Here is a 24,197-nt window from a genome sequence, read left to right on the forward strand (position 1 = left end):
GAACGGGCTCCCTGTCAGTTCGTTTCTTCGATTACGGCGAGCAGTGCCCCGGGTTGCACCTGCCGCCCGGGTTCGGCGTGCAGGGCGGTCAGTGTCCCGGCGGCGGGAGCGGTCACGCGGTGCTCCATCTTCATCGCCTCCAGCCACAGCAGCGGCTGTCCGGCAACGACCGCCGCCCCCGGTGCGACGCCGTCGGCGATCCGTACGACGGTCCCCGGCATGGGGGCGAGCAGCGAACCGGGCGCCGTCTGCGTCGAGGGGTCGGTGAAGCGGGGCTCCGCGCGGAGGGTGACGGAGGTCTGCGGCGTGTCGACGTGGACGGTGCCGTCGGGGTAGGCGGCGACGTCGTACGCGCGGGAGACGCCGTTCACCTCCAGCACGACGCGGTGGGGGGCGGCGGAGAGCAGGCGGACGCCGGGGTGGCCGTGGAGCTGTCCGTCGCGGGTGAGGCGGTAGCGGACGGTGATTCCCGAGTACGTCTTGGTCTGGGCCTGGGAGGGTACGTTGCGCCAGCCGCCGATGCGGGCGGTCAGCTTCGCGGCGGTCGCGCGTCCGGCGGCGTCGGCCAGGGCGGCGGCAAGGGCGGCGAGGTCCGTGCCGTCGGCGGGGGTGGTCAGGCCGGTGAGGTGGCGGTCGTAGAAGCCGGTGTCGGTGCGGCCGTCCGTGAACTCCGGGTGGGTCAGGGAGCGGACGAGGAGGTCGCGGTTGGTCGCCGGGCCGTGGGCCTTCGTACGCCGCAGGGCGTGCGTCAGGCGGCGTACCGCCTCGGCCCGGGTGGGGGCGTGGACGATGACCTTGGCGAGCATGGCGTCGTAGTACGGGGTGACCGCGTCCCCGTCCGCGTACCCGGTGTCCAGGCGTACGCCTGTGGGGACCGCCAGACGGTGCAGGACGCCCGTCTGCGGGGCGAAGGCACTCGCCGGGTCCTCCGCGTACAGCCGGGCCTCCACGGCGTGCCCCTGGGGCTCCGGGGGCTCGGCGGGGAGGGGGGTGCCCTCGGCGACGGACAGCTGGAGGGCGACGAGGTCGACGCCGTACACGAGCTCGGTGACCGGGTGCTCGACCTGGAGGCGGGTGTTGACCTCGAGGAACTGGGCGCGGCCGGTGGGCGGGACCAGGAACTCGACGGTGCCGGCGCCGGTGTAGCCGATGGTCTTGGCGATGGCGGCGGCCTGCTCGTACAGCTCGTCCCACGGTCCGCCGGGCGCCGGGGCCTCCTCGATGACCTTCTGGTGGCGGCGCTGGAGGGAGCAGTCGCGGGTGCCGAGCGTCCAGACGGTGCCGTGGGTGTCGGCGAGGATCTGCACCTCGACGTGCCGTCCGGCCTCGATGTACGGCTCGACGAACACCTCCCCGTCGCCGAACGCGGAGGCGGCCTCCGCCGAGGCGGCGGTCAGTTCGGCGGGGAGGTCCGCGAGTTCGCGTACGACGCGCATGCCGCGTCCGCCGCCGCCCGCGGCTGCTTTGACGATGACCGGGAGGTCTGTCTCCGTGACGGCGGTGGGGTCGAGGGGGGCGATGCCCAGGAGTTCCTTGGCGCGGGTCTTCGACGCCATCGCCTCGATCGCGGCGGGCGGCGGGCCGATCCAGGTGAGCCCCGCTTCGGTGACCTGCCGGGCGAAGTCGGCGTTCTCCGCGAGGAACCCGTATCCGGGGTGGATCGCGTCCGCGCCGGCGGCGAGGGCGGCCTCGATGATCAGATCACCCCGCAGATAGGTGTCGGCGGGGGCGTCGCCGGGAAGCCGTACGGCCGCGTCCGCCTCGCGGACGTGCAGCGCGCCGGCGTCGGCGTCGGAGTGCACGGCGACCGTCGCGATGCCGAGGTCGCGGCAGGTGCGGAAGACACGGCAGGCGATCTCGCCGCGGTTCGCGACCAGGAGGGTGGTGATCACTTCGAGCCTCACATCCGGAAGATGCCGTAGCCGTCACGTACGCCCTCGAAGGGCGCGTTGTGCACGGCCGACAGGCACAGGCCGAGAACGGTGCGCGTGTCGCGGGGGTCGATGACGCCGTCGTCGTACAGCCGCCCGGAGAGGAAGACGGGCAGCGATTCGGATTCGATCTGCTGCTCCACCATCGCCCGCAGAGCGGCGTCCCCCTCGTCGTCGTACGGCTGCCCCTTCGCCAGCGCGGACGCGCGCGCCACGATCGACAGCACCCCCGCCAGCTGCTGCGGCCCCATCACGGCGGACTTGGCGCTGGGCCAGGCGAAGAGGAAGCGCGGGTCGTACGCGCGGCCGCACATGCCGTAGTGCCCGGCCCCGTACGAGGCGCCCATCAGCACCGACAGATGCGGGACCCTGGAGTTGGACACCGCGTTGATCATCTGGGCGCCGTGCTTGATGATGCCGCCCTGCTCGTACTCCTTGCCGACCATGTAGCCGGTGGTGTTGTGCAGGAAGAGCAGGGGGATGTCGCGCTGGTTGGCGAGCTGGATGAACTGGGCGGCCTTCTGCGACTCCGCGCTGAACAGCACGCCCTGCGCGTTCGCCAGGATGCCGACGGGGTAGCCGTGCAGCGCCGCCCAGCCGGTGACGAGGCTGGTGCCGTACAGCGGCTTGAACTCGTCGAAGTCCGAGCCGTCGACCAGCCGGGCGATGACCTCGCGCGGATCGAAGGGGACCTTCAGATCGCCGGAGACGATGCCGAGGAGCTCCTCCTCGTCGTACTTCGGCGGCTCGGCGGGGCCCGGGTCGGGGTACGCCTTGCGCCAGTTGAGGCGCTTGACGACCAGCCGGGCCCGGCGGATCGCGTCCTCCTCGTCGACGGCGAAGTAGTCCGCGAGGCCGGACGTGCGGGCGTGCATCTCCGCGCCGCCCAGCGACTCGTCGTCGGACTCCTCGCCGGTGGCCATCTTCACCAGCGGCGGGCCGCCGAGGAACACCTTCGCCCGCTCCTTGACCATGATCACGTGGTCGCACATGCCGGGCACGTACGCGCCGCCGGCGGTGGAGTTGCCGAAGACGACGGCGAGGTTGGGGATCCCGGCGGCGCTCGACTGGGTGAGGTGTTTGAAGAGGGCGCCGCCCGGGATGAAGATCTCCTTCTGGCTGGGCAGATCGGCGCCGCCCGACTCCACGAGGTGGATGGAGGGGAGGCGGTTGGCGTAGCCGATCTCGTGCGCGCGGAAGGCCTTCTTCAGGGTCCACGGGTTGGACGCGCCGCCGCGGACGGTGGGGTCGTTGGCGGTGATGAGGCACTCGACGCCCTCGACGGTGCCGATGCCGGTGACCATCGAGGCGCCGACGGGGTACTCGCTGCCCCAGGCGGCGAGAGGCGACAGTTCGAGGAACGGGGTGTCCGGGTCGAGCAGTAGCTCGATGCGTTCGCGGGCGAGCAGCTTGCCGCGCTTGCGGTGGCGGGCGACGTACTTCTCGCCGCCGCCCGCGAGGGCCTTGGCGTGCTCCCCCTCCAGCTCGTCAAGTTTGGCCAGCATGGCGTCGCGGTTGGCGGTGTAGTCCGCCGACGCCGTGTCGAGCGCGGTGGGCAGGACGGTCACAGGATTTCCTCCGGGATGTCGACGAGCCGGGACCGCAGCCACTCCCCCAGCGCCTTCGCCTGCGGGTCGAAGCGGGCCTGGGAGGCGACGCCTTCGCCGAGGAGTCCCCGGACGACGAAGTTCACCGCGCGCAGGTTCGGCAGGGTGTGCCGTTCGACGTCGAGGGGGGCGGTCTCCGGGAGGAGTTCGCGCAGCCGGTCGACGGTCAGCTCGTTCGCGAGCCAGTGCCAGGCGGCGTCCGTACGGGCCCAGACGCCGAGGTTGGCGTCGCCGCCCTTGTCGCCGCTGCGGGCGCCGGCGAGGGTGCCGAGGGGGGCTCGTCGGGTGGGTCCTTCTCGGCGTGGTGGCAGGTCCGGCTCCGGGACCGGTTCGAGTGCTTTGTGGGCCGGCGGTTTCGATACGTCCGTCCGCGTCCCGTCCGGCAGCACCGCCGTGTGCGGTACGTCGCCCTGCGGTACGTACGCCGCCTCGAAGACCCCGTACGGGCTCGCCTTCCCCGGCGGGGCGGTGACGTGGAACCCGGGGTAGCTCGCCAGCGCCAGCTCGATCCCGGCGCCGGAGAACGCCCGCCCGACGGCGTCGGCGTCCTGGTCCCGTACGACGAGCCGCAACAGGGCGCTGGCCTCCTCCTCCGACGGGGCGTCCGCCCTGTCGGTGCGGGCGAGCGTCCAGCGGACGTCCTTCACGCCGGCGAGCACGGGGGCCAGCTGCTCCTTGACCAGGGCGGCCTTGGCGTCCACGTCCAGCCCCGTGAGCACGAAGACCGTCTCGTTGCGCCATCCGCCGAGCCGGCTGAGGCCCACCTTGAGGTCGGGCGGCGGGGCCTCGCCCCGTACACCGTCGATACGCACCCGGTCCACGCCGTCGGCGGTCAGCCGGACGGTGTCGAGGCGGGCGGTCACATCGGGGCCGGGGTAGCGGACGGGGCCCGTCTCGTACAGCAGCTGGGCGGTGACCGTCTCGACCGTCACCGCGCCGCCCGTACCGGGGTGCTTGGTGATGACGCTGCTGCCGTCCGCATCGATCTCCGCGAGGGGGAAACCGGGGCGGCGGACGTCGTGCTCGGTGAAGAACGAGTAGTTGCCCCCCGTCGCCTGCGTCCCGCACTCCAGCACGTGCCCCGCGACGACCGCCCCCGCGAGGGCGTCGAAATCATCCTCCGCCCAGCCGAAGTGCGCGGCGGCGGCACCGCTCACCAAAGCGGCGTCCGCCACGCGCCCCGTGACGACCACGTCGGCGCCCGCCCGCAGGCAAGCGGTGATCCCCCAGCCGCCCAGATAGGCGTTTGCGGCGAGGGCGCCGGGGTAGCGCGCGGTGAGATCGTCGCCCTCGACGTACGCCACCCGCATCGGCACCCCGACGCGTTCCGCCAGCTCCCCGATGCGCCGCGCGAGGCCGGCGGGGTTGAGGCCGCCGGCGTTGGCGACGAGCTTGACGCCGCGCTCGTGGGCGAGGCCGAGGCCGTCCTCGAGCTGGCGGAGGTAGGTCTTGGCGTAGCCGAGGGCGGGGTCCTTCAGGCGGTCCCGGCCGAGGATGAGCATCGTCAGCTCGGCGAGATAGTCCCCGGTGAGGACGTCGAGCTCCCCGCCGGTGAGCATCTCGCGCACGGCGTCGAAGCGGTCGCCGTAGAAGCCGGAGGCGTTGCCGATCCTCACCGGGCGGACTCCCGTCCGGCGCCGGGCGGGCCGACGAAGGCCTGCACGATGTCCAGCCACCGGTCGGCGTCCGCCCCCTCGGCCGTCAGGCCGGTGTCGTCCCGGTGCACCCGCCGGACGGCGAGCAGACAGAAGTCCAGCGCGCTCCCCGTGACCCGCTGCGGGGCGCCCTCCGGCCCGTACGCCCAGACCTCGTCGCCGTCCGGCGCGGTGAGCTCCACGCGGAACTGCTCGGCGGGGGGCGTCAGCCCGTGGGTGGCGTACGCGTTGTCGCGGGCCCGTACGCCGATCCAGGCGACGTGCCGCAGCCGTGCGGTCGGCTCCCGCCGTACACCGAGCGCGTCCGCGACGTCGAGGGCGTGCGCCCAGGTCTCCATCAGCCGGGCGGTGGCCATGGAGGCGGCGCTCATCGGCGGGCCGAACCAGGGGATGCGCTCCCCCTTCGGCTTGGCGGCGAGGGCGTCGGCGAGGGCGACGCGGCCCTTGGCCCAGCGGTCGAGGAGGATGGCCGGGTCGTCCTGGGCGCCGGCCTCCGCGCCCTCGTCGACGAAGGTGTCGAACCGGGTGACGGCCTCCTCGACGACCTTCGCGAAGCCCTCGGGGTCGGTGGCGGCGAGCAGCGACTGGGCGTCCGTCCAGGCGAGGTGGGCGATCTGGTGCGCGACGGTCCATCCGGCGGCGGGCGTGGGCGTCGCCCACTGCGCCGCGGTGAGCGGCCGTACGAGCGTCTCCAGCTCCGCCCCTTCGGCGCGGAGGTCGTCGAGCAGTGCGTTCGGTTCGGCCACGTCGGGCTCCCCTGGTCGGCTGACCCGAGAGTGCCAGTGGTTCAAGAAACAATCAAGCACGCTTGCATGGTTTTCCGAGGCGGATTGTCTGTGGGGGTGAGCTCCTGGGGCGGCGAGGCGGACGCTCGGGCCCCGGGAAACCGAAGCGGACCCGGGCGCCCGGTCGGGGCACCCGGGTCCGCACCCGGGGGATGGTTCAGCGGAACGCGTGGATCACAGCACCCGGCACGCCGTGCCGTTCAGCGAGAACGACGACGGCTTGCTGAAGCCGCCGCTGTACGTGCCCTGGAAGCCGAAGCTCGTCGAGGCGCCGGCCGCCAGGTTCGCGTTGTAGCTCTGGCCGCGCGCCGTGACCGCACCGGAGGACGGCGAGACCGTACCGTTCCAGACGTTGGTGATCCGCTGGCCGGACGGCAGGGTGAAGGCGAGCTGCCAGTTGTTGATCGCGCTGCCGCCGCCGTTCTTCACCGTGACGTTGGCGGTGAAGCCGTCGGTCCAGTTCTGGGTCGCGTACGTCACGTCGCAGCCACCGGGCGGCGGAGGCGTGGTGCCGCCGTCGTCGCCGCCACCGAGGTTCACGGCGGACGAGAAGTTGTTCACCGCGAGACCGGCGCCGTTCTGCCACGGCTCGAAGCCCGCCTGGATGCTGGTGAGGTACCAGCTGTTCTGCGCCTTGCCGCGGGATATGGTCTGGCGAACGAAGTCCATCACGTCGAAGCTGTAGCTGCTGACGGCGGACGGGGCGACGAAGGAGAGCACTTCGTTGCCGCCGTTGTTGCCCGACCACAGCTCCCAGGTCCGGCCGCCGACGGAGACGTTGCCCACCGGCGAGCCGATAGGCTGGATCGAGCCGACACGGTTGAGCCAGATCATGATCTCGGTCGCGTTGACACCGTCCTTCTTGGGCGTCGGGTCCACCCAGATGTCGAACGACGCGTTGTAGACGGCGTTGCTGACAAAGCCGTACGAAATGCTGGTGGGCGCGCTGGAGATCTTGCTGATCTGCGCCGGGAGGTTGGTGCCCGGTGAGCAGTTGGTGTAGTGACAGCCGTTGAAAACCGACGGGTACGACTTCGGGGCGCCGTTGGTGGGCACCGAGCCGTTCGCGGTGGTCAGCTGGAAGCCGCTGTTGGTGGCGTTGACGCACTGCTGCTCGCTGGTGCCCCAGCGGTTGTTCTGCACGACGTACTTGCCCTGGATCGTCGTCGAGCCGAACTGCTCGCAGATCAGGGTGTCCGCCTGCGCCGTGCCGGTCGTCGCGAGCAGCGCGGCGAGGATGCCCAGGATGGCGGCGAGCGCGGTCAGCAGCGCCGTCAGCGGACGGTACGCCCTGTCACGGGGCGTTGAGAGTCTCATGGTGAGCGACCTTCTCCGAGGTTGTGGGGATTCGGATCAGTGAGGGACGCGCCTTCGTGAGATGACGCGTGGGAGCGCTCCCACTCGTTGTGTCCCCAGAACCTTAGAAGCAACCCATGCCCCTGACAAGACGATGCGAGAGACCCGAGGCCACGGTCCGTTGTCAGACCCCTGTGCCAGAGTCGAGGCAGAACGGGAGGAGCGCGACATGACCGATTTCCCGGAGATCACAGGACGCGGCGAATACGACCTGCTGGCCGTGCGGACGGAGACGGCCCTGACCGAACGCACCCGCCCCGGAGGCGAATCCGGGGAGTTCGAGCCCTACGTCCACAATCCCGCCGCGATAACCCGGCACCCCGCGAGTTCCGCACCACCCCGGCGGCGGCCCACGACGTCCACGCGAACCTGTCCGTAGGCAACGTGGACTTCAGGAAGTTCGCCCACCAGGCGGCCCGCACCCCGGACGGCGTCCTCCGGCCGCGCTGGACACCGGTCCCCGGTCAGAAGCTGCTTCCGATGTAACCGCCCGTTCCGAGGATGCCGCTGCCGCCGGAGGGGTAGCCCTTGTCGTCGGAGGGGCGGGTCACGTGGCGGGCGTAGAAGTCCTCCTGGAAATGGTGGCGCCACAAGGAGGCGAGGCTGATGTCGCACAGCTCCCGGTCCGTGGCGGCGACCGCAGCCTCGTCCCAACGGGCGACCCTGAGAACACCCGACTCGACCATGACCTCTCGCAGCTCCCAAAGGGTCATGCGCGGCCGGCCCGCCGTGATCGCTTCGGGGAAATCCGGGGACGGGACATCGTGGCGGAAAACGAGAACGGTCCCGTCCTCACCTTCCGCCCAACCCCAGTTCTCCTCACGAACCACTTTCCGCTGCCGTTTCCGACGCTCCTCGAACAGCAGGCCGGAAATCGTCTCGCGTACAGGGGTGTAGGCCGCGTCCGCCCGACGGGATTCCTCCGCACGACGATCCCGGGCATCTTCCAGACGACGCATGACGCGCCGACTCCGGTCAAGCACCGGGGTCCGCGCCACCTTCTCGTGGACGACCCGGAACTCGTCCGCGACCCGGGAGAGGGCCTGCTGGTACTCCCTGCCCGCGTCCCACCACTGCCGCAAGGTGTCCGTACTGCAGGGGACGGTGAGAGCCGCCGATCCGGGCTCCGGAGTACAGAAATCGAAGACGATCGGCGTCGAAACGAACCAGACATCGTGGAGCCCGCGGCGTACCGCACAGATCCTTCCGCCGACCGGGTGGGCGGAGGGGCCCGCCTCTTCTGCCGATGTACTGGGCCGGGGTAACTCCGGTGATCGTTTGACTTTCCGTTTTCGCATTCATCCAGCATCACGAAGATCTGGGTCATAGAACAGACGAAAACCGGCACAAATATGCGATTTCTGAACGTGGAGCCCGACGGAGCTCTCCTCGACACGGCCACCATGCCGGTGCCCGAGGCACCAGGTCTCCTGACCGCGGCTGGGGCGAACTCCCATTCGCCCCAGCCCGGCTGCAGTCCGGGCCGCGACGTGCGGGGGATGTCGGCGGCGGGAATCCCGTGGCGCCGGCGGTGAGGAGCCGGGGCCCGGGCGGGAGGCCGTCCCCCTGCCCGTAAAGACGTCCCGCCCCGTCGAACGGTTTCCGAAAAGCAGAGGAACGGACAAACCGTCTCACCCCCTGGACGTGGCATGGTGCGGGCCCCCCGGGGGGCTAGGCTTCGGGCGTGGCTGAGATCCAGATTCCCGCTGACATCAAGCCCGCCGACGGCCGGTTCGGCTCGGGCCCCTCCAAGGTGCGTACTGAGGCCGTTCAGGCCCTGGCCGCCACCGGTACCTCTCTCCTCGGCACGTCCCATCGCCAGGCCCCCGTGAAGAACCTCGTGGGCCGGGTGCGTGACGGGATCTCCGAGCTGTTCTCGCTGCCCGAGGGCTACGAGGTGATCCTCGGGAACGGCGGCTCCACCGCGTTCTGGGACATCGCCACGCACGGTCTGATCGAGCGCAAGTCGCAGCATCTGACGTTCGGCGAGTTCTCCTCGAAGTTCGCGAAGGCGTCCAAGCTCGCGCCGTGGCTCGACGAGCCGTCGGTGGTCTCCTCCGACCCGGGTACGCACCCGGTGCCGGTCGCCGAGGCGGGCGTCGACGTGTACGCCCTCACCCACAACGAGACCTCCACCGGTGTCGCCCTGCCCGTGCGGCGGGTGGCCGGGGCGGACGAGGGCTCCCTCGTCCTGGTCGACGCGACGTCCGGCGCCGGCGGTCTGCCGGTGGACATCGCGCAGACGGACGTCTACTACTTCGCCCCGCAGAAGTCCTTCGCCGCGGACGGCGGCCTGTGGCTCGGCGTGTTCTCCCCCGCCGCGCTGGCCCGCGCGGAGGCGATCCACGCCTCCGGCCGGCACATCCCTGAGTTCTTCTCGCTGCCGACGGCGATCGACAACTCCCGCAAGAACCAGACGTACAACACCCCCGCCCTCGCCACCCTCTTCCTGCTCGCCGAGCAGCTGGACTGGATCAACGGCCAGGGCGGCCTGAAGTGGGCCGTGGAGCGCACGGCGGACTCCTCCTCGCGGCTGTACGGCTGGGCGGACCGCTCCGAGTACGCGACCCCGTTCGTCACCGACCCGGCGCAGCGTTCGCAGGTCGTCGGCACGATCGACTTCGCGGACGGCGTGGACGCGGCGGCGATCGCCAAGGCGCTGCGGGCGAACGGCATCGTCGACACGGAGCCGTACCGCAAGCTGGGCCGCAACCAGCTGCGCGTCGCGATGTTCCCGGCGGTGGACCCGGCGGACGTCGAGGCGCTGACGGCGTGCGTCGACTACGTCGTCGGGAAGCTCTGACCCTTCCGGCTTCTCCGATCATCCCTCGATACGCACCGTGACCATTCACGGTGCGTATCGTTTTTGTTTGCGGCTGTCGGAACGCACCCGGCGCCGGGGAGGAGCGGCACAATGACCGTCGTGACCGACGACAGGATCGAAGCAGCCGTTGACGACGAGCAGACCCTGGACGAGATCTTCCAGTTGCTCGAGCGCATGCCCGTCCCCGAGGGATACAAGGTGGACATCGTCGAGGGGGCCATCCACATGTCGCCGCAGCGGGACACACACTGGGAAATCATCCTGGAGCTCGCTTTCATGCTGCGGAGCCACTTCGGCCGGAGCGCCAAGCTGTTCTCCGATGTTCGCATCGACTTCCCGGGTGACCGGAATGGCTTCTGCCCCGATCTGGCGAAGTTCCGGGAAGGGGCGGTACGGAACGACAAGGGACGGTGGCTGTATCAGGACGTGGAGTTCATCGTCGAGGTGATCTCCCGTGACACAGCCACGAACGACTACGGTCCCAAGAAGGCCGCGTATGCCACCGCCGAGGTCCCGGTCTATCTCGTCGTCGATCCCTATCAGCGCAAGTGCCACGTCTACACCCAGCCCAAGGACGGAGAGTTCGTCTCAGAACTCACCCTGGCCTTCGGCGTCGAGATCGACCTGACGGACACCCCCGTGGGCCTCAAGATCGCCACGGACGCCTTCCCCCACGACTGATCACCACCGCGGACTGAACACATACAACGTCGCCGCGAACACCATCGCGAACAACAGCGGCCAGTACGCCAGCTTCGCGATCCGGTTGTCCTGCCACTCCAGGCCCGGGGCCTTGACCCGGCTGGTCAGGAGGACCGCGTTCAGGGCCACCATCATGATCACCACATACAACGCCAGCGCGAACCATTCGACGTACGCCATCGCCGTGCCCGTGTACTGGCGGACCGAGGTCTGGTCGACGACGATCACCAGCAGCATCGACACGCTGAACGTGATCACCGCCCAGGTGGAGAAGCCCAGGTTCGGGCGGAGTTCGCCCTTGTCCTTCGAGTAGACGAACAGCGCCAGGAAGATGATGAACGCGACGATCAGCCAACGCGTCAGGCTGCTCAGCAGCGGGGCCTGCCACTCGCGGGCCACGCCCAGGTTGAAGTACAGGTCCGGTGGGACGGGAGGGGAGTGGGCGTAGGGGCGGGTGTTGCCGCCCAGGGTGGTGTGGTAGTCGACGTGCTGGTAGCTCCAGCTCGTGAACGTCGGCTGCCAGCCGGGGAACACCACGCCGGGATCGACGCCGTAGACCTTCTGCACGTCCCACGGCGGGTACGAGCGGAAGTCGGGGACCAGCGTCATCGAGTCGTCCGCCCGGTCCGAGCTCCACAGCCGGAGCTGGACGCTCTGCCGGTCGAACGGATAGCGCTCGTAGTCGAAGCCCTGCGCGAGCCGCGCGTTGAAGTACCAGCCGACGGTGGTGGTGCCGTCGCGGTGGACGTCGCGGTAGACCTCCTTCGAGGCGTACGAGTCCTCCGCGTCCGGCAGCACGACACCCTGCATGGACTCCGGGAAGCCCTTCGGCAGCCGCTGCCACACATAGCCGCTGACCTTGACCGCGCTCGGCCCGTCGAAGGACAGCTGCTGGACGAACACCCCGACGGGGATCTGCTGCCGGCCGTTGTCACCGTCCTCGTGCCGCAGGAACTCCGCGGCCTCCCGCGGGGAGTTCACCAGCGTGCCGGCGGACAGCACCTCCGCGTCGTTCTTGCTGATCAGCGTCCAGGTGAAGACCGTCCCTCCGGCCAGCACCAGCGAGGCCAGCACGGACGACAGCACCATCCGCCACCGCACCAGCGACAGCGGCCGGACGGTCACCAGGATCAGCGCGAGCAGCGCCAGCGCGCCGGTCGCGGCGACCCACGCCCAGCCCTGCAGCGGGCCCTCGCCCTCGTTGTGCCGGAAGTACACCACCAGTGCCACGACGAACGCGGCGACCGCGACCGCCAGTATGACCCACTCCACGATCCGGGCCGTGCGCGTCCAGCTGGGCAAAGGCTGCTTCGTCGCCGTATTCCTGTCCACCCTCCCCATCAAACCGGGAGGTCAGCGCCACGCAACCGCTTACCGCCGGATGGACCAAACCCTCACCGCCGCCGCGAAGCCCGCCGCCCCAGCGACACCACCGCGATCACCCCGGCCCCCACCAGCACCCCCAGATACAGCTTCCGGTCCCTCGAGCCCCCCGCGGCATCCGACGCGCCCCCGCCCGACCCCGACGGCGCCGAGGGCTTCCCGTCCCCGGACCCCGCGACCTCCACGGACTCGACCGAGCTCCCCCCGCCCTCCGTCCCGAACAGCAGCGCACGCCCGTCCGCGCTGTACGTCATCGACTCCCCCTGCCGCTGGATCGGCACCGCCAGCGTCCCGTCCTCGACCGGCCTCCCGTCCTCCCAGCGGTACTTCCGCCCGCCCAGATAGCTGCGCACCGCGAGCCGCTTCCCGTCCGGCGAGAAGGCGCCGTCCGTCGCCCACAGGTCGATGGGGGCGACCTTCCGGAAGACGTTCATCCCCTGCGGCGCCAGCGACTTGGGCCCCTCGTACAGCGCCCCGCCGCCCTCCACCTTGCTGACGATGTAGACCCGCCCCGTCTTCGGATGCACCATCATCGACTCGGCGTCCCGCGGCCCGTCGGCGTACCGCACGTTGTACTGCACGGCCCGCACGGTGGCGTCCTTCAGCTCCTTCGGCTCGGGCAGCCGGTAGATCCACACGTGGTCCCAGGCGCCGTTCATGTTGTCGCCGATGTCGCCGACCCACAGCTCGTTCCCCGGACCGACGGAGATCGCCTCGACGTCCCGCGGCTCCCCGATGCCCTTCAGGGTGAGCGTCGCGACCGTCTTCCCGGTCCTGGAGTCGACGGCGTAGAGGTACGGCCCGTCGTCGCTGTCGTTGTGCGTCCAGTACACCCCCGGGTGCTGCCGGCTGGCGGCCAGCCCGGACGATTCGGTGATCCGCGGGTCGTCGATGGTGAACCCGCCGTCGTCGGCGGCCGCGGGGACGCTCGCGCCGAGCGCGAGGAGCAGGGCGGCGGCGAGCACCGCGAGGGCCTTGGGCATGGGCCAAGCCTGCCATGGGGTGGCGGACGTCACGCCCCGCCCCGGGTTCCGGTGGCCGATGATATGGCGATGCGTCTGATGTTCGTCGGTGATTCCATGACGGTCGGCGGGGCCGGCGAGCACACCTGGCGCCTGCGGCTGTGGCGGCATCTGGCCCGTACGCATCCCGCGCCCGTCACGGTCGTCGGCCCGCGCACCGCGCTGCACGACCCGGCGACGGACACCGACACGTCCGAGGCGTACGCGGACCCGGACTTCCCGCGCCGGCATCTCGCCGGGTGGGGCGAGGGCTGGTTCCATATGGCGCCGCTGATCGGGGCGGCGGTACGGGAGCACCGTCCCGACACCCTGCTGGTCTCCCTCGGCCTGATCGACCTGGGCTTCTACACCAACGCCCCGCAGACCCTGGAGAACGTCCACGCGTTCGTCGCGGCCGCCCGCGCCGCGAACCCCGGCATACGGATGGCCGTCATGCCCGTACTGCGGAACATACGGGCGGTCGAACGCCCCGAGTTCGGCGCGGAGTGCGAGCACTTCAACGACCTCCTGGCGAAGGCCCTCGACGGCCTCTCCACCGAGGAGTCCCCCGTCCTCCCGGCACCCCGCCCCGAGCCCTGGGACCTCGACCACGCCACCCACGACGGCACCCACCCCTCCCCCGCCGGCGAGCACCTGCTGGCGGCCGCGTTCGCGGACACACTCCACCGGGCGTGGGAGATCGGCGGTCCGTACGGCCCGGACACCCTTGCTTAGAGCGCACTCCAGGCGTTTGGCTGGGCCCATGAAGTACACGCAACTGGGCCGCACCGGTCTGAAGGTCAGCCGGCTGGTGCTGGGCACGATGAACTTCGGTCCGCACACCGACCAGAAGGACAGCCACGCCATCATGGACTCCGCGCTGGACGCGGGTCTGAACTTCTTCGACACCGCCAACGTCTACGGCTGGGGCGACAACAAGGGCCGTACCGAGACGATCATCGGCAACTGGTTCGCCAAGAACCCGGCGAACCGCGACAAGGTCGTCCTGGCGACCAAGGTCTACGGCAACATGGCCGGGGACAACGCACTGCCCTGGCCCAACCACGACAAGCTGAGCGCGCTGAACATCCGCCGCGCGGTGGACGCGTCGCTCAAGCGGCTGCAGACGGACTACATCGACCTCTATCAGTTCCACCACGTCGACCGGCGCACCCCGTGGGACGAGATCTGGCAGGCGATCGAGGTCCTGATCCAGCAGGGCAAGATCCTGTACGCGGGGTCCTCGAACCATGCGGGCTGGCACATCGCCCGGGCCAACGAGACCGCCGCGCGCCGCGGCAGCCTGGGCCTGGTCAGCGAGCAGTGCCTGTACAACCTGGCGGAGCGCCGCGCCGAGATGGAGGTCATCCCGGCGGCGAAGGCGTACGGCCTCGGGGTGATCCCGTGGTCGCCGCTGCACGGCGGGCTGCTGGGCGGCGCGATCAAGCGGGCGAACAGCGGGGAGGCGGGCCGGGCGGCGAACGGCCGCAGCGCGGAGGCCCTGGCGAACTCCTCGGTCCGCGAGAAGGTCCAGGCGTACGAGGACCTGCTGGACAAGCACGCCCTGGCGCCCGGCGAGGTGGCTCTGGCCTGGCTGCTGACGCGGCCCGGCGTCACGGGTCCGATCGTCGGCCCGCGTACGCAGGAGCAGCTGGACTCGGCGCTGCGCGCAGTCGAGCTGGAGCTGTCGGAGGAACTGCTGACGGCCCTGGACGAGATCTTCCCGGGCCCGGGCGAGTCGCCGGAGGCGTTCGCCTGGTAGGCGTCACACGAATGCGGCCGCGCGAGGATCAGCGTCCGAGCGCGGCCGCCACGGCGACGATCACGAAAATCAGCACGAGCGCACCGCTCACGACACGCATACGGGTCTTGGCATCCACCCGACGAGCCTAACCGGACCCGCCCAGCGCCCATCCCCCGACCACCTCGTACCGCGGCTGCAGCCCCGGGATCCCGCCCCCCGGCAGATGCGAACGGACGAGTTCCAGCCGCGCGGCGGTCCAGCTGATCCCGGCGAATCCCCGCAGCTCCGAGGCGAGCGCCGCGAGCCGCACGGACCCGTGTCCGCCCTGGCGGGCGAGGGTGAGGTGGGGGTGGTACGAGCGCTCCTCGTTCACCGCCAGCCCGGCCCGGCGCCCCGCCGCACCGGCCGCCCCGGCGAGGCGACGCAGCTCACGGGTGTCTCCCGTCACACCGGCCCACAGCGCCCGGTCGCCGAAGTGCCCGCCGCTCTCGAGGCGGAGCTCCAGCGGCTTCCGCCGGGCAGCCGCCCGCGCCAGCCGCTCGGACAGCTCCGGTACGACGTCGTCCGGCACGTCCCCGTAGAACGCCAGCGTCAGATGCCACCCCGCCCGCTCCGTCCACCGCAGCTCCCGCGCGCCGGGCAGGGCGTGCAGCGGGGACGCGGCGGCGGCGAGCTCGGCGAGCGCGCCCGGCGGGGGGATCACGGCGGCGAACAGCCTCATGCCCCGAGTCTGCCCGCCGCAGGGCCTCCCCCGCCACGGCTCACACGGCCGGCGCGTACTCCTCACGCGGCACCAGCCGCACATGCTTCTGCCCGCGCCGCAGGTCGAGCCGGATCCGGACCCCGCCGGACCGGGCGAGGACCAGCGCGACGGCGGTCGCGGCGGCGGCGGCGACCAGGCCGCAGACGACGAAGCCGATCCTGGCCCCGTAGGTGTCGGTGACCCAGCCCACGACGGGTCCGCCCAGCGGCGTACCGCCGACGAAGACCATCATGAACAGGCTCATCACCCGCCCCCGCATCGCCTCGTCCGTCCGCAGCTGGACGTTGGAGTTGGCGGTGACGTTGAACAGCAGGCCGAACATGCCCGTCGGCACCAGCAGCACCGCGAACAGCCACAGCGTCGGCGCCATGGCCGTGACGACCTCCAGCAGCCCGAACGCGAGCGCCGCGCCCACGGTGACCCGCAGCAGGCTCACGCCGCGCTTGGCGGCGAACAGCGCGCCCGCGAGGGAGCCGGCGGCAAGCAGCGAGTTCAGCACGCCGTACAGGCCGGCATCGCCGTGGAAGACGTCGTCGACGTAGGCGGTGAGCCAGATCGGGAAGTTGAAGCCGAAGGTCCCGATGAAGAAGACCAGCACGATCGGCCACACCAGCTCGGGCCGGCCGGCGACGTACTTCAGGCCCTCGCGGAGCTGGCCCTTGCCGCGCGGCGCGCGCTCCACGGGGTAGAGCTCGGACATCCGCATCATGAGCAGCCCGGTGATCGGGGCGATGAAGGAGAGCCCGTTCAGCAGGAAGGCCCACCCGGAGCCCACCGCGCTGATCAGGATGCCCGCCACCGCGGGGCCGACGAGCCGGGCGGTCTGGAAGTTCGCCGCGTTCAGACTGACCGCGTTGCGCAGCTGGTCGGGGCCGACCAGCTCGGACACGAAGACCTGCCGCGCCGGGTTGTCGACGACGGTGGCCAGGCCGGCCAGGAACGCCAGTACGTACACATGCCAGACCTCGACCACGCCGCCGAGCGTCAGGGCGGCCAGCGCCAGGCCCGTGAGGCCCATGAAGGTCTGGGTGATGAGCAGGATGCGCCGCTTCGGGTAGCGGTCGGCTATGACGCCGCCGTACAGGCCGAAGAGCAGCATCGGCAGGAACTGCATCGCGACCGTGATGCCGACGGCCGCGGCGGAGCCGGTCAGGCTGAGGACGAGCCAGTCCTGGGCGATGCGCTGCATCCAGGTGCCCGTGTTGGACATGATCTGGCCGGTCGCGAAGAGCCGGTAGTTCCGTACGCGTAGAGAGCTGAAGGTCGAGGTAGGAGTGCTAGGTGCGGGTGCGGAGTCTGCTCCGGGTCCCGTACTCAAGGACGTCGCCTCCCTGGCGGGTCGGGGATGCGGCCGTGCCGGCCGCCGGTCGGTCTTACAGATGCGCGAGCTTCTCCAGCACGGGTGCGGCGGCGCGCAGCGCCGCCCATTCGCCGGGGTCGAGCGTTTCGGCCAGCTCCGCCAGGAAGGCGTTGCGCCGGTCGCGGGCCTCCTCCAGCAGGCCCTGGGCCTGCTCGGTCTGGCTCACCACCTTCTGCCGCCGGTCGTCCGGATGCGGGTCGAGCGTGACCAGCCCCTTGGACTCGAGCAGCGCGACGATCCGCGTCATGGACGGGGGCTGGACGTGCTCCTTGCGGGCCAGCTCGCTGGGCGTGCAGGGCCCGCACCTGAAGAGGGTGCCGAGCACCGACATCTCCGTCGGGCTCAGCGACTCGTCCACCCGGTGGTGGCGGATACGGCGGGACAGCCGCATCACGGCGGACCGCAGTGCGTTGATCGCCGCCGCGTCTTCGGGGCTGGACAGCTCAGGCATGTTGTTAGAGTACCTCATTACCTTGACTAAGGAAAGCGGGCAACGTCTCCCCTTATACCGAACGCGAAGTTACGGCCTCGACCTGGACTCCACTCGAACGGGTGAGGATGCGCAGGATCGGGACACAGACAGACGTACGAACCAGCAGCCTGACGGCATGGGGACAGAGGTGCTCAGCCTGCGAATCGACGGCGCGCTCCTCGACCGGCTGCGGAGCCACGCGGCCCGGCGGGGGATGAGCGTCCAGGACTACGTGGTCCACGCGATGGTCCGCGACGACTTCGACCAGCGGTTCCAGGCCGCCGTCGAGAGCACGGAACGGCTGTACGAGGCGTCCTGACACCCTCGTACACAAAGACGGCCGTGCCCCCCGGGCGATCGGGACACCCGGGGGACACGGCGCGTACAGGACAGGACCTACTTGAGGCCGAACACCTGCTCGATCGGGTCGAGCAGGAAGTACGCGAGGAACAGCACGCCCACCACGTTCAGCGGCCAGGCCACCTCGCGGGAGCGGCCGGTGACGGCCTTCAGCAGGATGTACGACAGGACGCCGATCCCGATGCCGTTGGTGATGCTGTACGTGAACGGCATCACCAGCATCGTCAGGAACGCCGGCACGGAGATCGTCAGGTCCGACCAGTCGATGGTCGTGACGTTGGCGGCCATGATCAGGAAGCCGACGACGACCAGCGCCGGGGTGGCGGCCTGCAGCGGCACGATGGTCAGGATCGGGGTGAAGACCAGGGCCAGCAGGAAGAGACCGCCGGCGATCAGGTTCGAGAAGCCCGTCCGGGCGCCCTCGCCGACGCCCGCCGCGGACTCGACGAACGCGGTGTTGGCGGAGGCGGAGCCGGCCCCGCCCAGCGCGACGGCGGCGCCGTCCACCATCAGCACCGAGCCCATGTTCGACAGCTTGCCCTGCTCGTCCAGCAGCCCGGCCTCGTCGGTCACACCGAGGATCGTGCCCATGGCGTCGAAGAAGCCGGAGAGCAGCACGGTGAAGACGAAGAGGCAGCCGGTGAGGATGCCGGCCTCCTGGAAGCCGCCGAAGAGGCTGAACTCGCCGATCAGCCCGAAGTCGGGGGAGTCGACGACCTTGTCCGGCAGCTGCGGGACGGTCAGGCCCCAGGAGGCGTCGGGGACCGAGGCGGCCGAGTTGATGATGATCGCGACCACGGTCATGGTGACGATGCTGATCAGGATGGCGCCGTTGACCTTGCGGACGATCAGCACGAAGGTCAGGGCCAGGCCCAGCACGAAGATCAGGATCGGCCAGCCGGTGAGCCGGCCGTCGATGCCCAGGCCCACCGGGACAGTGGTGTGCGCGGCGTCCGGGACGCGGGTCACGAAACCGGCGTCGACCAGGCCGATCAGGGCGATGAACAGACCGATGCCGATGGCGATGGCCTTGCGCAGCCCGGCGGGGATGGAGTTCATGACCCGCTCGCGCATACCGGTCGCGACCAGCAGCATGATGATCAGACCCGCGAGCACCACCATGCCCATCGCGTCCGCCCAGCTCATCTGGGGCGCGAGCTGGAGGGAGACGACCGCGTTGATGCCCAGGCCCGCCGCCATGGCGATCGGGACGTTGCCGATGACGCCCATCAGGACCGTGGTCAGACCGGCGACCAGCGCGGTCGCGGTGACCAGCTCGCCGCCGTCCAGCTGGTGACCGAACTTGTCCGTGCCGGCGCCCAGGATGATCGGGTTCAGCACGAGGATGTAGGCCATCGCGAAGAAGGTGGCCAGACCGCCGCGGATCTCACGGGGGAAGGAGGACCCCCGCTCGCTGATCTTGAAGAAGTGATCAAGGCCGTTGGCGGGGGGTGCGGCGGGTGGTGCGTCGACCGTCATTTGGAGGACCTTACGAGAAAGCGGGGGCGAGGTTGGTACCTATGTACCAACCCAGTATCCGGTACGCCGGACCGTGCTGCTGACCACCCGTCTCGCTGCCGACGGCTCCCCCGAGGGGCCGCCGGGACCCCCGCGTACAGTGATGACATGCAGAAGTGGACGCCCAAGCACCCCGCGCCGGAGCCGTTCGAGGGCAACCCTGTGGCGGTCGTCACGGGCGGCACGATCCTGTGGGCCGTCCTCTTCGTCGTGCAGCTCCCCTTCTACGGCTGGTTCGACGACCACGGGCACACCTGGTGGCTGTGGACCTGTCTGGCGGGCGCCGGCCTCGGCCTCCTCGGCATCTGGCTGGTCAAGCGCCGCGACGCCGCCATCGCCCGCGACCGGGCCGCCCGCGCGGTGGCCGAATAGCCCCGGACCCGGGGGTCTTGCACGCGCGATCAGCGGTGACCACGTACGGTCTGTCTCATGGAGCAGCCGGTGGACACGGACGTCGACGAAAGAGACCAGCCCTCTCCCCCGGGCGGCACCCCTCCGTCGCCCGGCGGCCATGACGGGCTGACCACCGCGCAGGTCGCCGAGCGTGTCGCCCGCGGCGAGGTGAACGACGTCCCCGTCCGCAGCAGCCGCTCCACCGCGGACATCGTCCGCGCCAACGTCTTCACCCGCTTCAACGCCATCATCGGCGTCCTCTTCCTGGTCATCCTGGTCGTCGGCCCGATCCAGGACGGCCTCTTCGGCTTCGTGATCATCGCCAACACGGCGATCGGCATCTTCCAGGAGCTGCGGGCCAAGAAGACCCTGGACAGCCTGGCGGTGATCGGCGAGGTCAAGCCCACCGTCCGCCGCGACGGGGCCGCGGCGGAGATCCACGCCTCGGAGATCGTCCTGGGCGACCTGGTGGAACTGGGCCCCGGCGACAAGGCCGTTGTGGACGGCGAGGTGCTGGAGGCCGACAACTTCGAGGTCGACGAGTCACTGCTCACGGGCGAGGCCGACCCGGTGCTCAAGAAGCCCGGGGACCGGATCCTGTCCGGCAGCTTCGTCGTCGCCGGCGGCGGCGCGTTCACCGCGACGAAGGTCGGGCGCGAGGCGTACGCCGTGCAGCTGGCGGAGGAGGCGTCGCGGTTCACGCTGGTGCACTCCGAGCTGCGTACGGGCATCAGCCAGATCCTCAAGTACGTGACGTACATGATGGTCCCCGCCGCGATCGGGCTGATCCTCTCGTCGCTGCTGGCCGACAACCAGGACTCCTCCGAGGCCGTCCGCCGCACCGTCGCCGGCATCGTCCCGATGGTCCCCGAGGGCCTGGTCCTCCTCACCTCCGTCGCCTTCGCCATCGGCGTCATCCGCCTCGGCCGCCAGCAGTGCCTCGTCCAGGAGCTGCCCGCGATCGAGGGGCTGGCCCGGGTCGACGTCGTCTGCCTGGACAAGACCGGCACCCTCACCGAGGGCGGCATGGACGTCACCGACCTCAGGCTGCTGGACGGCGCCGACGAGGCCGAGGTCAAGCGGGTGCTGGGGGCACTCGGCGAGTCCGACCCGCGGCCCAACGCCAGCCTCCGGGCGATCATCGACGAGTACCCGGACACCGAGCAGCTGCGCTGCACGGAGTCGCTGCCGTTCTCCTCCGCCCGCAAGTACAGCGGCGCCGCGTTCAACGACGCCGTCGGCGAGTCCAGCGCCTGGCTGCTCGGCGCCCCCGACGTCCTGCTCCCGGACGGCGACCCGAACCTGGCGCTGATCGACGACCTCAACTCCCAGGGCCTGCGCGTCCTGCTGCTGGCCCGCGCCGCCACCGAGCTGAGCGACCCCGCCGTCGGCGAGGGGCTGAAGCCCGCCGCGATGGTCGTGCTGGAGCAGCGGCTGCGGCCCGACGCGGCGATCACGCTGCAGTACTTCGCGGACGAGCGCGTCAAGACGAAGATCATCTCCGGTGACAACGCCGTGTCCGTCGGCGCCGTCGCCGCCAAGCTCGGGCTGCCGGGCGCGGACCGTACGGTCGACGCCCGGACGCTGCCCGCGGACCGGGACGAGATGGCGAAGATCCTGGAGGAGAACACCGTCTTCGGCCGCGTCAGCCCGCAGCAGAAGCGCGACATGGTCGCCGCCCTGCAGTCCCGCGGCCACGACGTGGCGATGACGGGCGACGGCGTCAACGACGTCCTCGCCCTGAAGGACGCCGACATCGGCGTCTCCATGGGCTCCGGGTCGGAGGCCACGCGGGCGGTGGCGCAGATCGTGCTGCTGAACAACAGCTTCGCCACCCTGCCGTCGGTGGTCGCCGAGGGCCGCCGGGTCATCGGCAACATCGAGCGGGTCGCGACGCTGTTCCTGACGAAGACCGTGTACTCGGTGCTGCTGGCGCTGCTCGTCGTGATCACCCAGGTCCCGTACCCCTTCCTGCCGCGGCATCTGACGCTGCTGTCGACGCTGACGATCGGCGTCCCGGCGTTCTTCCTGGCGCTGGCGCCCAACCGGGAGCGGGCCAAGCCGCACTTCGTCCGGCGGGTCATGAAGTACTCGATCCCGGCCGGTCTGATCGCCGGGGTGGCGACGTTCTCGACGTATCTGCTGGCCCGGGTGCATTACGAGGGGCCGAACGCGCTGGACGCGGAGACGTCGGCGGCGACGCTGACGCTGTTCCTGGTCGCCATGTGGGTGCTGGCGATCATCGCCCGGCCGTACACCTGGTGGCGGGTGCTGCTGGTCGGGGCGATGGGGCTGGGGTTTGTGATCGTGCTGGTCACGCCGTTCCTCCAGCACTTCTTCGAGCTGCAGCTGGTCGGTACGACCATGCCGTGGGCGGCGGCCGCGATCGCGGCGGTCGCGGCGGTGCTGCTGGAGGTCGCGTGGAAGGTCGTGGCCCGGCGGTATCCGGACTGAGCCGGGTGGGGATCATGGGGGCATGCGCCCCGATGACTGGCATCTCACGGAAGATCTGACCGAGTTCGACGCTCACGCGGGAGGGCTGCTGCGTGAGCGGCCCGCCCTGTACACGACGCAGCTGACGACGCTCGAGAAGCTGCGGGCGGAGGGGACGACGGCGCGCTTCGGGTGGCGGGACGGGGCGTTCTTCTACTGGCTGCCGACATACAACCGGCTGACGCTCGGCGTCCTGACGCCCTCGCAGGCGGACGGTCTGGCGGCGTGGCTGGACGGGCTCGGTCACCGGCCGGCCGGCGTCCTCGCCGACCACGACACCGCTTCCGCCTTCTCCGAGGCCTGGCGGGAGCGTACGGGTGCGTCGTACGAGCGTTTCTGGCGCGGACGGCTGCACCGGCTCGGGGAGCTCACCCCGCCGGAGCCGCGTCCGGCGGGGGCCGCGCGGCTGCTGGACGCGCGGGATCGGGGCGAGCTGATGCGGTGGTGCGACGCGTTCGTCACCGCCGTCGGGGAGTCGCCGGCGATCAACGCCGGTACGTGGGCGGCGTCGCGGTTCGCCGACAAGCACTTCACGTTCTGGGAGACCCCGGACGGGGTGCCCGTCTCCCTCGCCGGCTCGACGTCGATGGTCGGCGGCATGATCCGCGTCGACCCCGTGTACACCCCGGCCGGGCTGCGGGGCCAGGGATACGCCGGGGCCGTGACGGCCGCCGTGACCGGGGCCGCGCTGGCGGCGGGGGCGTCGGACGTCGTGCTGTACACCGATCCCGGGAATCCGACCAGCAACGCCCTGTACCGGCGGGTGGGTTACGTACCGCTGGCGGAGTTCACCGGGTACACCTTCGCGTACTGACCCGAGCGGGGCCGCCGGTGGATCCACCGGCGGCCCCGCGTGCCGGTTACTTCACGCCGACGTAGTCACCGGTGGTGATCTTCACCGCCGTCGTGGGGTTGCCCGCGAAGTTGAAGCGGTAGTGCGCGTCGACCGAGGCCGTGACCGTGGTCCTCAGCGCGCCGGCCGTCTTCGAGTAGATCCCCTTGACCGAGGTGTACGCGGTGCTCGGGGCCTTGCGCGTCTCCACCCGCACCGACTGGTCCGGCAGACCGTGGTACTTGAAGTCGTCCCAGCTGGCCCGGCTCAGGGTGCCGGCCAGGGTGATCGTCTGTCCCTTGACGACCGGCTCCGGCGTGGCGTCGATCGTCAGCTTCGACGTCCGCAGGACCTTGGTGGTCCTGAATTTCTCGTACCAGCTCTCGTTCCCGGCGCCGTCCAGGACACCCACCTCGACGTTCCAGGTGCCGGCGAGCCCGTTCCACAGGTAGTAGTACAGGTCGTCCTGCGTAAGGATGTCGAAGCTGCCCGTGCACTTCGAGTGGCCGACGTCCACCGCGACGCAGTTGGCGGCGTCGACCTGGAAGAACCCCTGGTCCGGGTCCTCGTAGGCAGCGCCCTTCCAGATGTTGACCCGCGCGTCGACGATGCCGTCGGCGTCCGCGACGGTGAGGGTGTACGGCACCGTCTTCACGCCGGTGGTCCCCACCGGGATGTCCTTGCCGTTGTTCAGCACGACGGACTGGACGACCGTGTCGTCGGCGGCGAGCGCGGACACGGAGTTCCGCGCGGCCGCGTCCCACTTGGCCTGCGCCGGCATGGTGTTCACGTGACGCTCCGGACCGGTGTCCGCCTGTGCCGCGGACAGTCCGAGAGCGCTCAGTGCCAGGGCGCCGCTCAGGGCAGCGCCGATGGCGGTCTTTCGCATGGATCCCCCCAGGGAAGAAGAAACCCGCCCCGCGTACGAAGGGCGGGCAGGTGAGCCCTCTGTGTACGCGCTTACGGCCAACATCCGGTGAACGGCGGGGAGTTGGCCGATGGCATGCCGCTACTGGCG

The 24,197-nt window shown here is 70.6% G+C and carries 22 protein-coding genes; 9 read left to right on the plus strand and 13 right to left on the minus strand.

Annotated features, from left to right (window positions below; all coding sequences use genetic code 11):
• Positions 1–14: 14 nt before the first annotated feature.
• The 5 genes from SRB5_RS15715 to SRB5_RS15735 all read right to left on the minus strand — a co-directional run bounded on the left by SRB5_RS15715 (position 15) and on the right by SRB5_RS15735 (position 7,295).
• A complete protein-coding gene (locus SRB5_RS15715; RefSeq protein ID WP_323377999.1) occupies positions 15–1,892 on the minus strand; it encodes an acetyl/propionyl/methylcrotonyl-CoA carboxylase subunit alpha in 1,878 nt (625 codons plus the stop codon).
• A gap of 8 nt (positions 1,893–1,900) precedes the next feature.
• Positions 1,901–3,499 carry an acyl-CoA carboxylase subunit beta gene (locus SRB5_RS15720; RefSeq protein WP_323377971.1) on the minus strand — a complete coding sequence of 533 codons (1,599 nt, stop codon included), beginning with the start codon at positions 3,497–3,499 and terminating at the stop codon, positions 1,901–1,903.
• Entirely contained in the window at positions 3,496–5,097 is a 1,602-nt protein-coding gene (locus SRB5_RS15725; RefSeq protein WP_228390090.1) for an acyclic terpene utilization AtuA family protein, read from the minus strand. The genes SRB5_RS15720 and SRB5_RS15725 overlap by 4 nt, the downstream gene beginning before the upstream one ends.
• Positions 5,098–5,150: 53 nt before the next feature.
• Complete coding sequence (locus SRB5_RS15730; RefSeq protein WP_323377973.1) at positions 5,151–5,939, minus strand: TIGR03084 family metal-binding protein; 789 nt, start codon at positions 5,937–5,939, stop codon at positions 5,151–5,153.
• A gap of 213 nt (positions 5,940–6,152) precedes the next feature.
• On the minus strand, positions 6,153–7,295 hold the full coding sequence (locus SRB5_RS15735; RefSeq protein ID WP_153452609.1) for a GH12 family glycosyl hydrolase domain-containing protein: 1,143 nt from the start codon (positions 7,293–7,295) through the stop codon (positions 6,153–6,155).
• A gap of 306 nt (positions 7,296–7,601) precedes the next feature.
• On the opposite strand from SRB5_RS15735, the gene SRB5_RS37730 reads away from it, so the two are divergent.
• On the plus strand, positions 7,602–7,820 hold the full coding sequence (locus tag SRB5_RS37730) for a DUF6924 domain-containing protein (RefSeq protein ID WP_407703926.1): 219 nt from the start codon (positions 7,602–7,604) through the stop codon (positions 7,818–7,820).
• On the opposite strand, the gene SRB5_RS15745 is transcribed toward SRB5_RS37730, so the two are convergent.
• Positions 7,799–8,632: a hypothetical protein gene (locus tag SRB5_RS15745; protein ID WP_153452611.1), complete on the minus strand. Its 834-nt coding sequence runs from the start codon at positions 8,630–8,632 to the stop codon at positions 7,799–7,801. The two genes, SRB5_RS37730 and SRB5_RS15745, sit on opposite strands and share 22 nt — an antisense overlap.
• 386 nt (positions 8,633–9,018) lie before the next feature.
• Between SRB5_RS15745 and serC the strand changes: the two genes are divergently transcribed.
• Together serC and SRB5_RS15755 are read left to right on the plus strand one after the other, a co-directional pair.
• Complete coding sequence (gene serC, locus SRB5_RS15750) at positions 9,019–10,137, plus strand: phosphoserine transaminase (protein ID WP_323377974.1); 1,119 nt, start codon at positions 9,019–9,021, stop codon at positions 10,135–10,137.
• Between the two features lie 111 nt (positions 10,138–10,248).
• Positions 10,249–10,839 carry a Uma2 family endonuclease gene (locus SRB5_RS15755; RefSeq protein WP_153452612.1) on the plus strand — a complete coding sequence of 197 codons (591 nt, stop codon included), beginning with the start codon at positions 10,249–10,251 and terminating at the stop codon, positions 10,837–10,839.
• Here SRB5_RS15755 and SRB5_RS15760 read toward each other — a convergent pair whose 3' ends face one another.
• Positions 10,840–12,192, minus strand: a complete 1,353-nt coding sequence (locus tag SRB5_RS15760; RefSeq protein ID WP_194292939.1) for a ligand-gated ion channel — start codon at positions 12,190–12,192, stop codon at positions 10,840–10,842.
• Positions 12,193–12,254: 62 nt separating this feature from the next.
• A complete protein-coding gene (locus tag SRB5_RS15765) occupies positions 12,255–13,226 on the minus strand; it encodes a TolB-like translocation protein (RefSeq protein WP_153452614.1) in 972 nt (323 codons plus the stop codon).
• Between the two features lie 69 nt (positions 13,227–13,295).
• Between SRB5_RS15765 and SRB5_RS15770 the strand changes: the two genes are divergently transcribed.
• Entirely contained in the window at positions 13,296–13,979 is a 684-nt protein-coding gene (locus SRB5_RS15770; RefSeq protein ID WP_228390079.1) for a GDSL-type esterase/lipase family protein, read from the plus strand.
• 28 nt (positions 13,980–14,007) lie between these two features.
• Entirely contained in the window at positions 14,008–15,006 is a 999-nt protein-coding gene (locus SRB5_RS15775) for an aldo/keto reductase (RefSeq protein WP_153452615.1), read from the plus strand.
• A gap of 127 nt (positions 15,007–15,133) precedes the next feature.
• Here the strand turns inward: SRB5_RS15775 and thpR are convergent, their stop codons facing one another.
• The 3 genes from thpR to SRB5_RS15790 are packed head-to-tail and all read right to left on the minus strand — an operon-like array spanning position 15,134 to position 17,562.
• Complete coding sequence (gene thpR / locus SRB5_RS15780) at positions 15,134–15,709, minus strand: RNA 2',3'-cyclic phosphodiesterase (RefSeq protein WP_194292940.1); 576 nt, start codon at positions 15,707–15,709, stop codon at positions 15,134–15,136.
• Positions 15,710–15,749: 40 nt separating this feature from the next.
• Entirely contained in the window at positions 15,750–17,069 is a 1,320-nt protein-coding gene (locus SRB5_RS15785; RefSeq protein ID WP_153452616.1) for an MFS transporter, read from the minus strand.
• A 55-nt stretch (positions 17,070–17,124) separates the two neighbouring features.
• Entirely contained in the window at positions 17,125–17,562 is a 438-nt protein-coding gene (locus SRB5_RS15790) for a MarR family winged helix-turn-helix transcriptional regulator (RefSeq protein ID WP_153452617.1), read from the minus strand.
• A gap of 157 nt (positions 17,563–17,719) precedes the next feature.
• Here SRB5_RS15790 and SRB5_RS15795 point away from each other — a divergent pair, with 157 nt between their 5' ends.
• Positions 17,720–17,902, plus strand: a complete 183-nt coding sequence (locus tag SRB5_RS15795; protein ID WP_153452618.1) for a ribbon-helix-helix protein, CopG family — start codon at positions 17,720–17,722, stop codon at positions 17,900–17,902.
• Positions 17,903–17,979: 77 nt separating this feature from the next.
• Here the strand turns inward: SRB5_RS15795 and SRB5_RS15800 are convergent, their stop codons facing one another.
• Positions 17,980–19,422: an NCS2 family permease gene (locus SRB5_RS15800; RefSeq protein WP_153452619.1), complete on the minus strand. Its 1,443-nt coding sequence runs from the start codon at positions 19,420–19,422 to the stop codon at positions 17,980–17,982.
• A 147-nt stretch (positions 19,423–19,569) separates the two neighbouring features.
• On the opposite strand from SRB5_RS15800, the gene SRB5_RS15805 reads away from it, so the two are divergent.
• The 3 genes from SRB5_RS15805 to SRB5_RS15815 are packed head-to-tail and all read left to right on the plus strand — an operon-like array spanning position 19,570 to position 23,161.
• Entirely contained in the window at positions 19,570–19,833 is a 264-nt protein-coding gene (locus SRB5_RS15805) for a DUF2530 domain-containing protein (RefSeq protein WP_153452620.1), read from the plus strand.
• 57 nt (positions 19,834–19,890) lie between these two features.
• The gene (locus tag SRB5_RS15810; protein ID WP_153452621.1) at positions 19,891–22,308 is read left to right on the plus strand and encodes an HAD-IC family P-type ATPase; all 2,418 of its coding nucleotides are present in this window, start codon (positions 19,891–19,893) and stop codon (positions 22,306–22,308) included.
• A gap of 22 nt (positions 22,309–22,330) precedes the next feature.
• Complete coding sequence (locus tag SRB5_RS15815; RefSeq protein ID WP_153452622.1) at positions 22,331–23,161, plus strand: GNAT family N-acetyltransferase; 831 nt, start codon at positions 22,331–22,333, stop codon at positions 23,159–23,161.
• A gap of 46 nt (positions 23,162–23,207) precedes the next feature.
• Here the strand turns inward: SRB5_RS15815 and SRB5_RS15820 are convergent, their stop codons facing one another.
• Positions 23,208–24,068 carry a calcium-binding protein gene (locus tag SRB5_RS15820; protein ID WP_153452623.1) on the minus strand — a complete coding sequence of 287 codons (861 nt, stop codon included), beginning with the start codon at positions 24,066–24,068 and terminating at the stop codon, positions 23,208–23,210.
• Positions 24,069–24,197 lie beyond the last annotated feature (129 nt).

It is taken from the genome of Streptomyces smaragdinus, from assembly GCF_009604385.1.
Lineage (GTDB): Bacteria > Actinomycetota > Actinomycetes > Streptomycetales > Streptomycetaceae > Streptomyces > Streptomyces smaragdinus.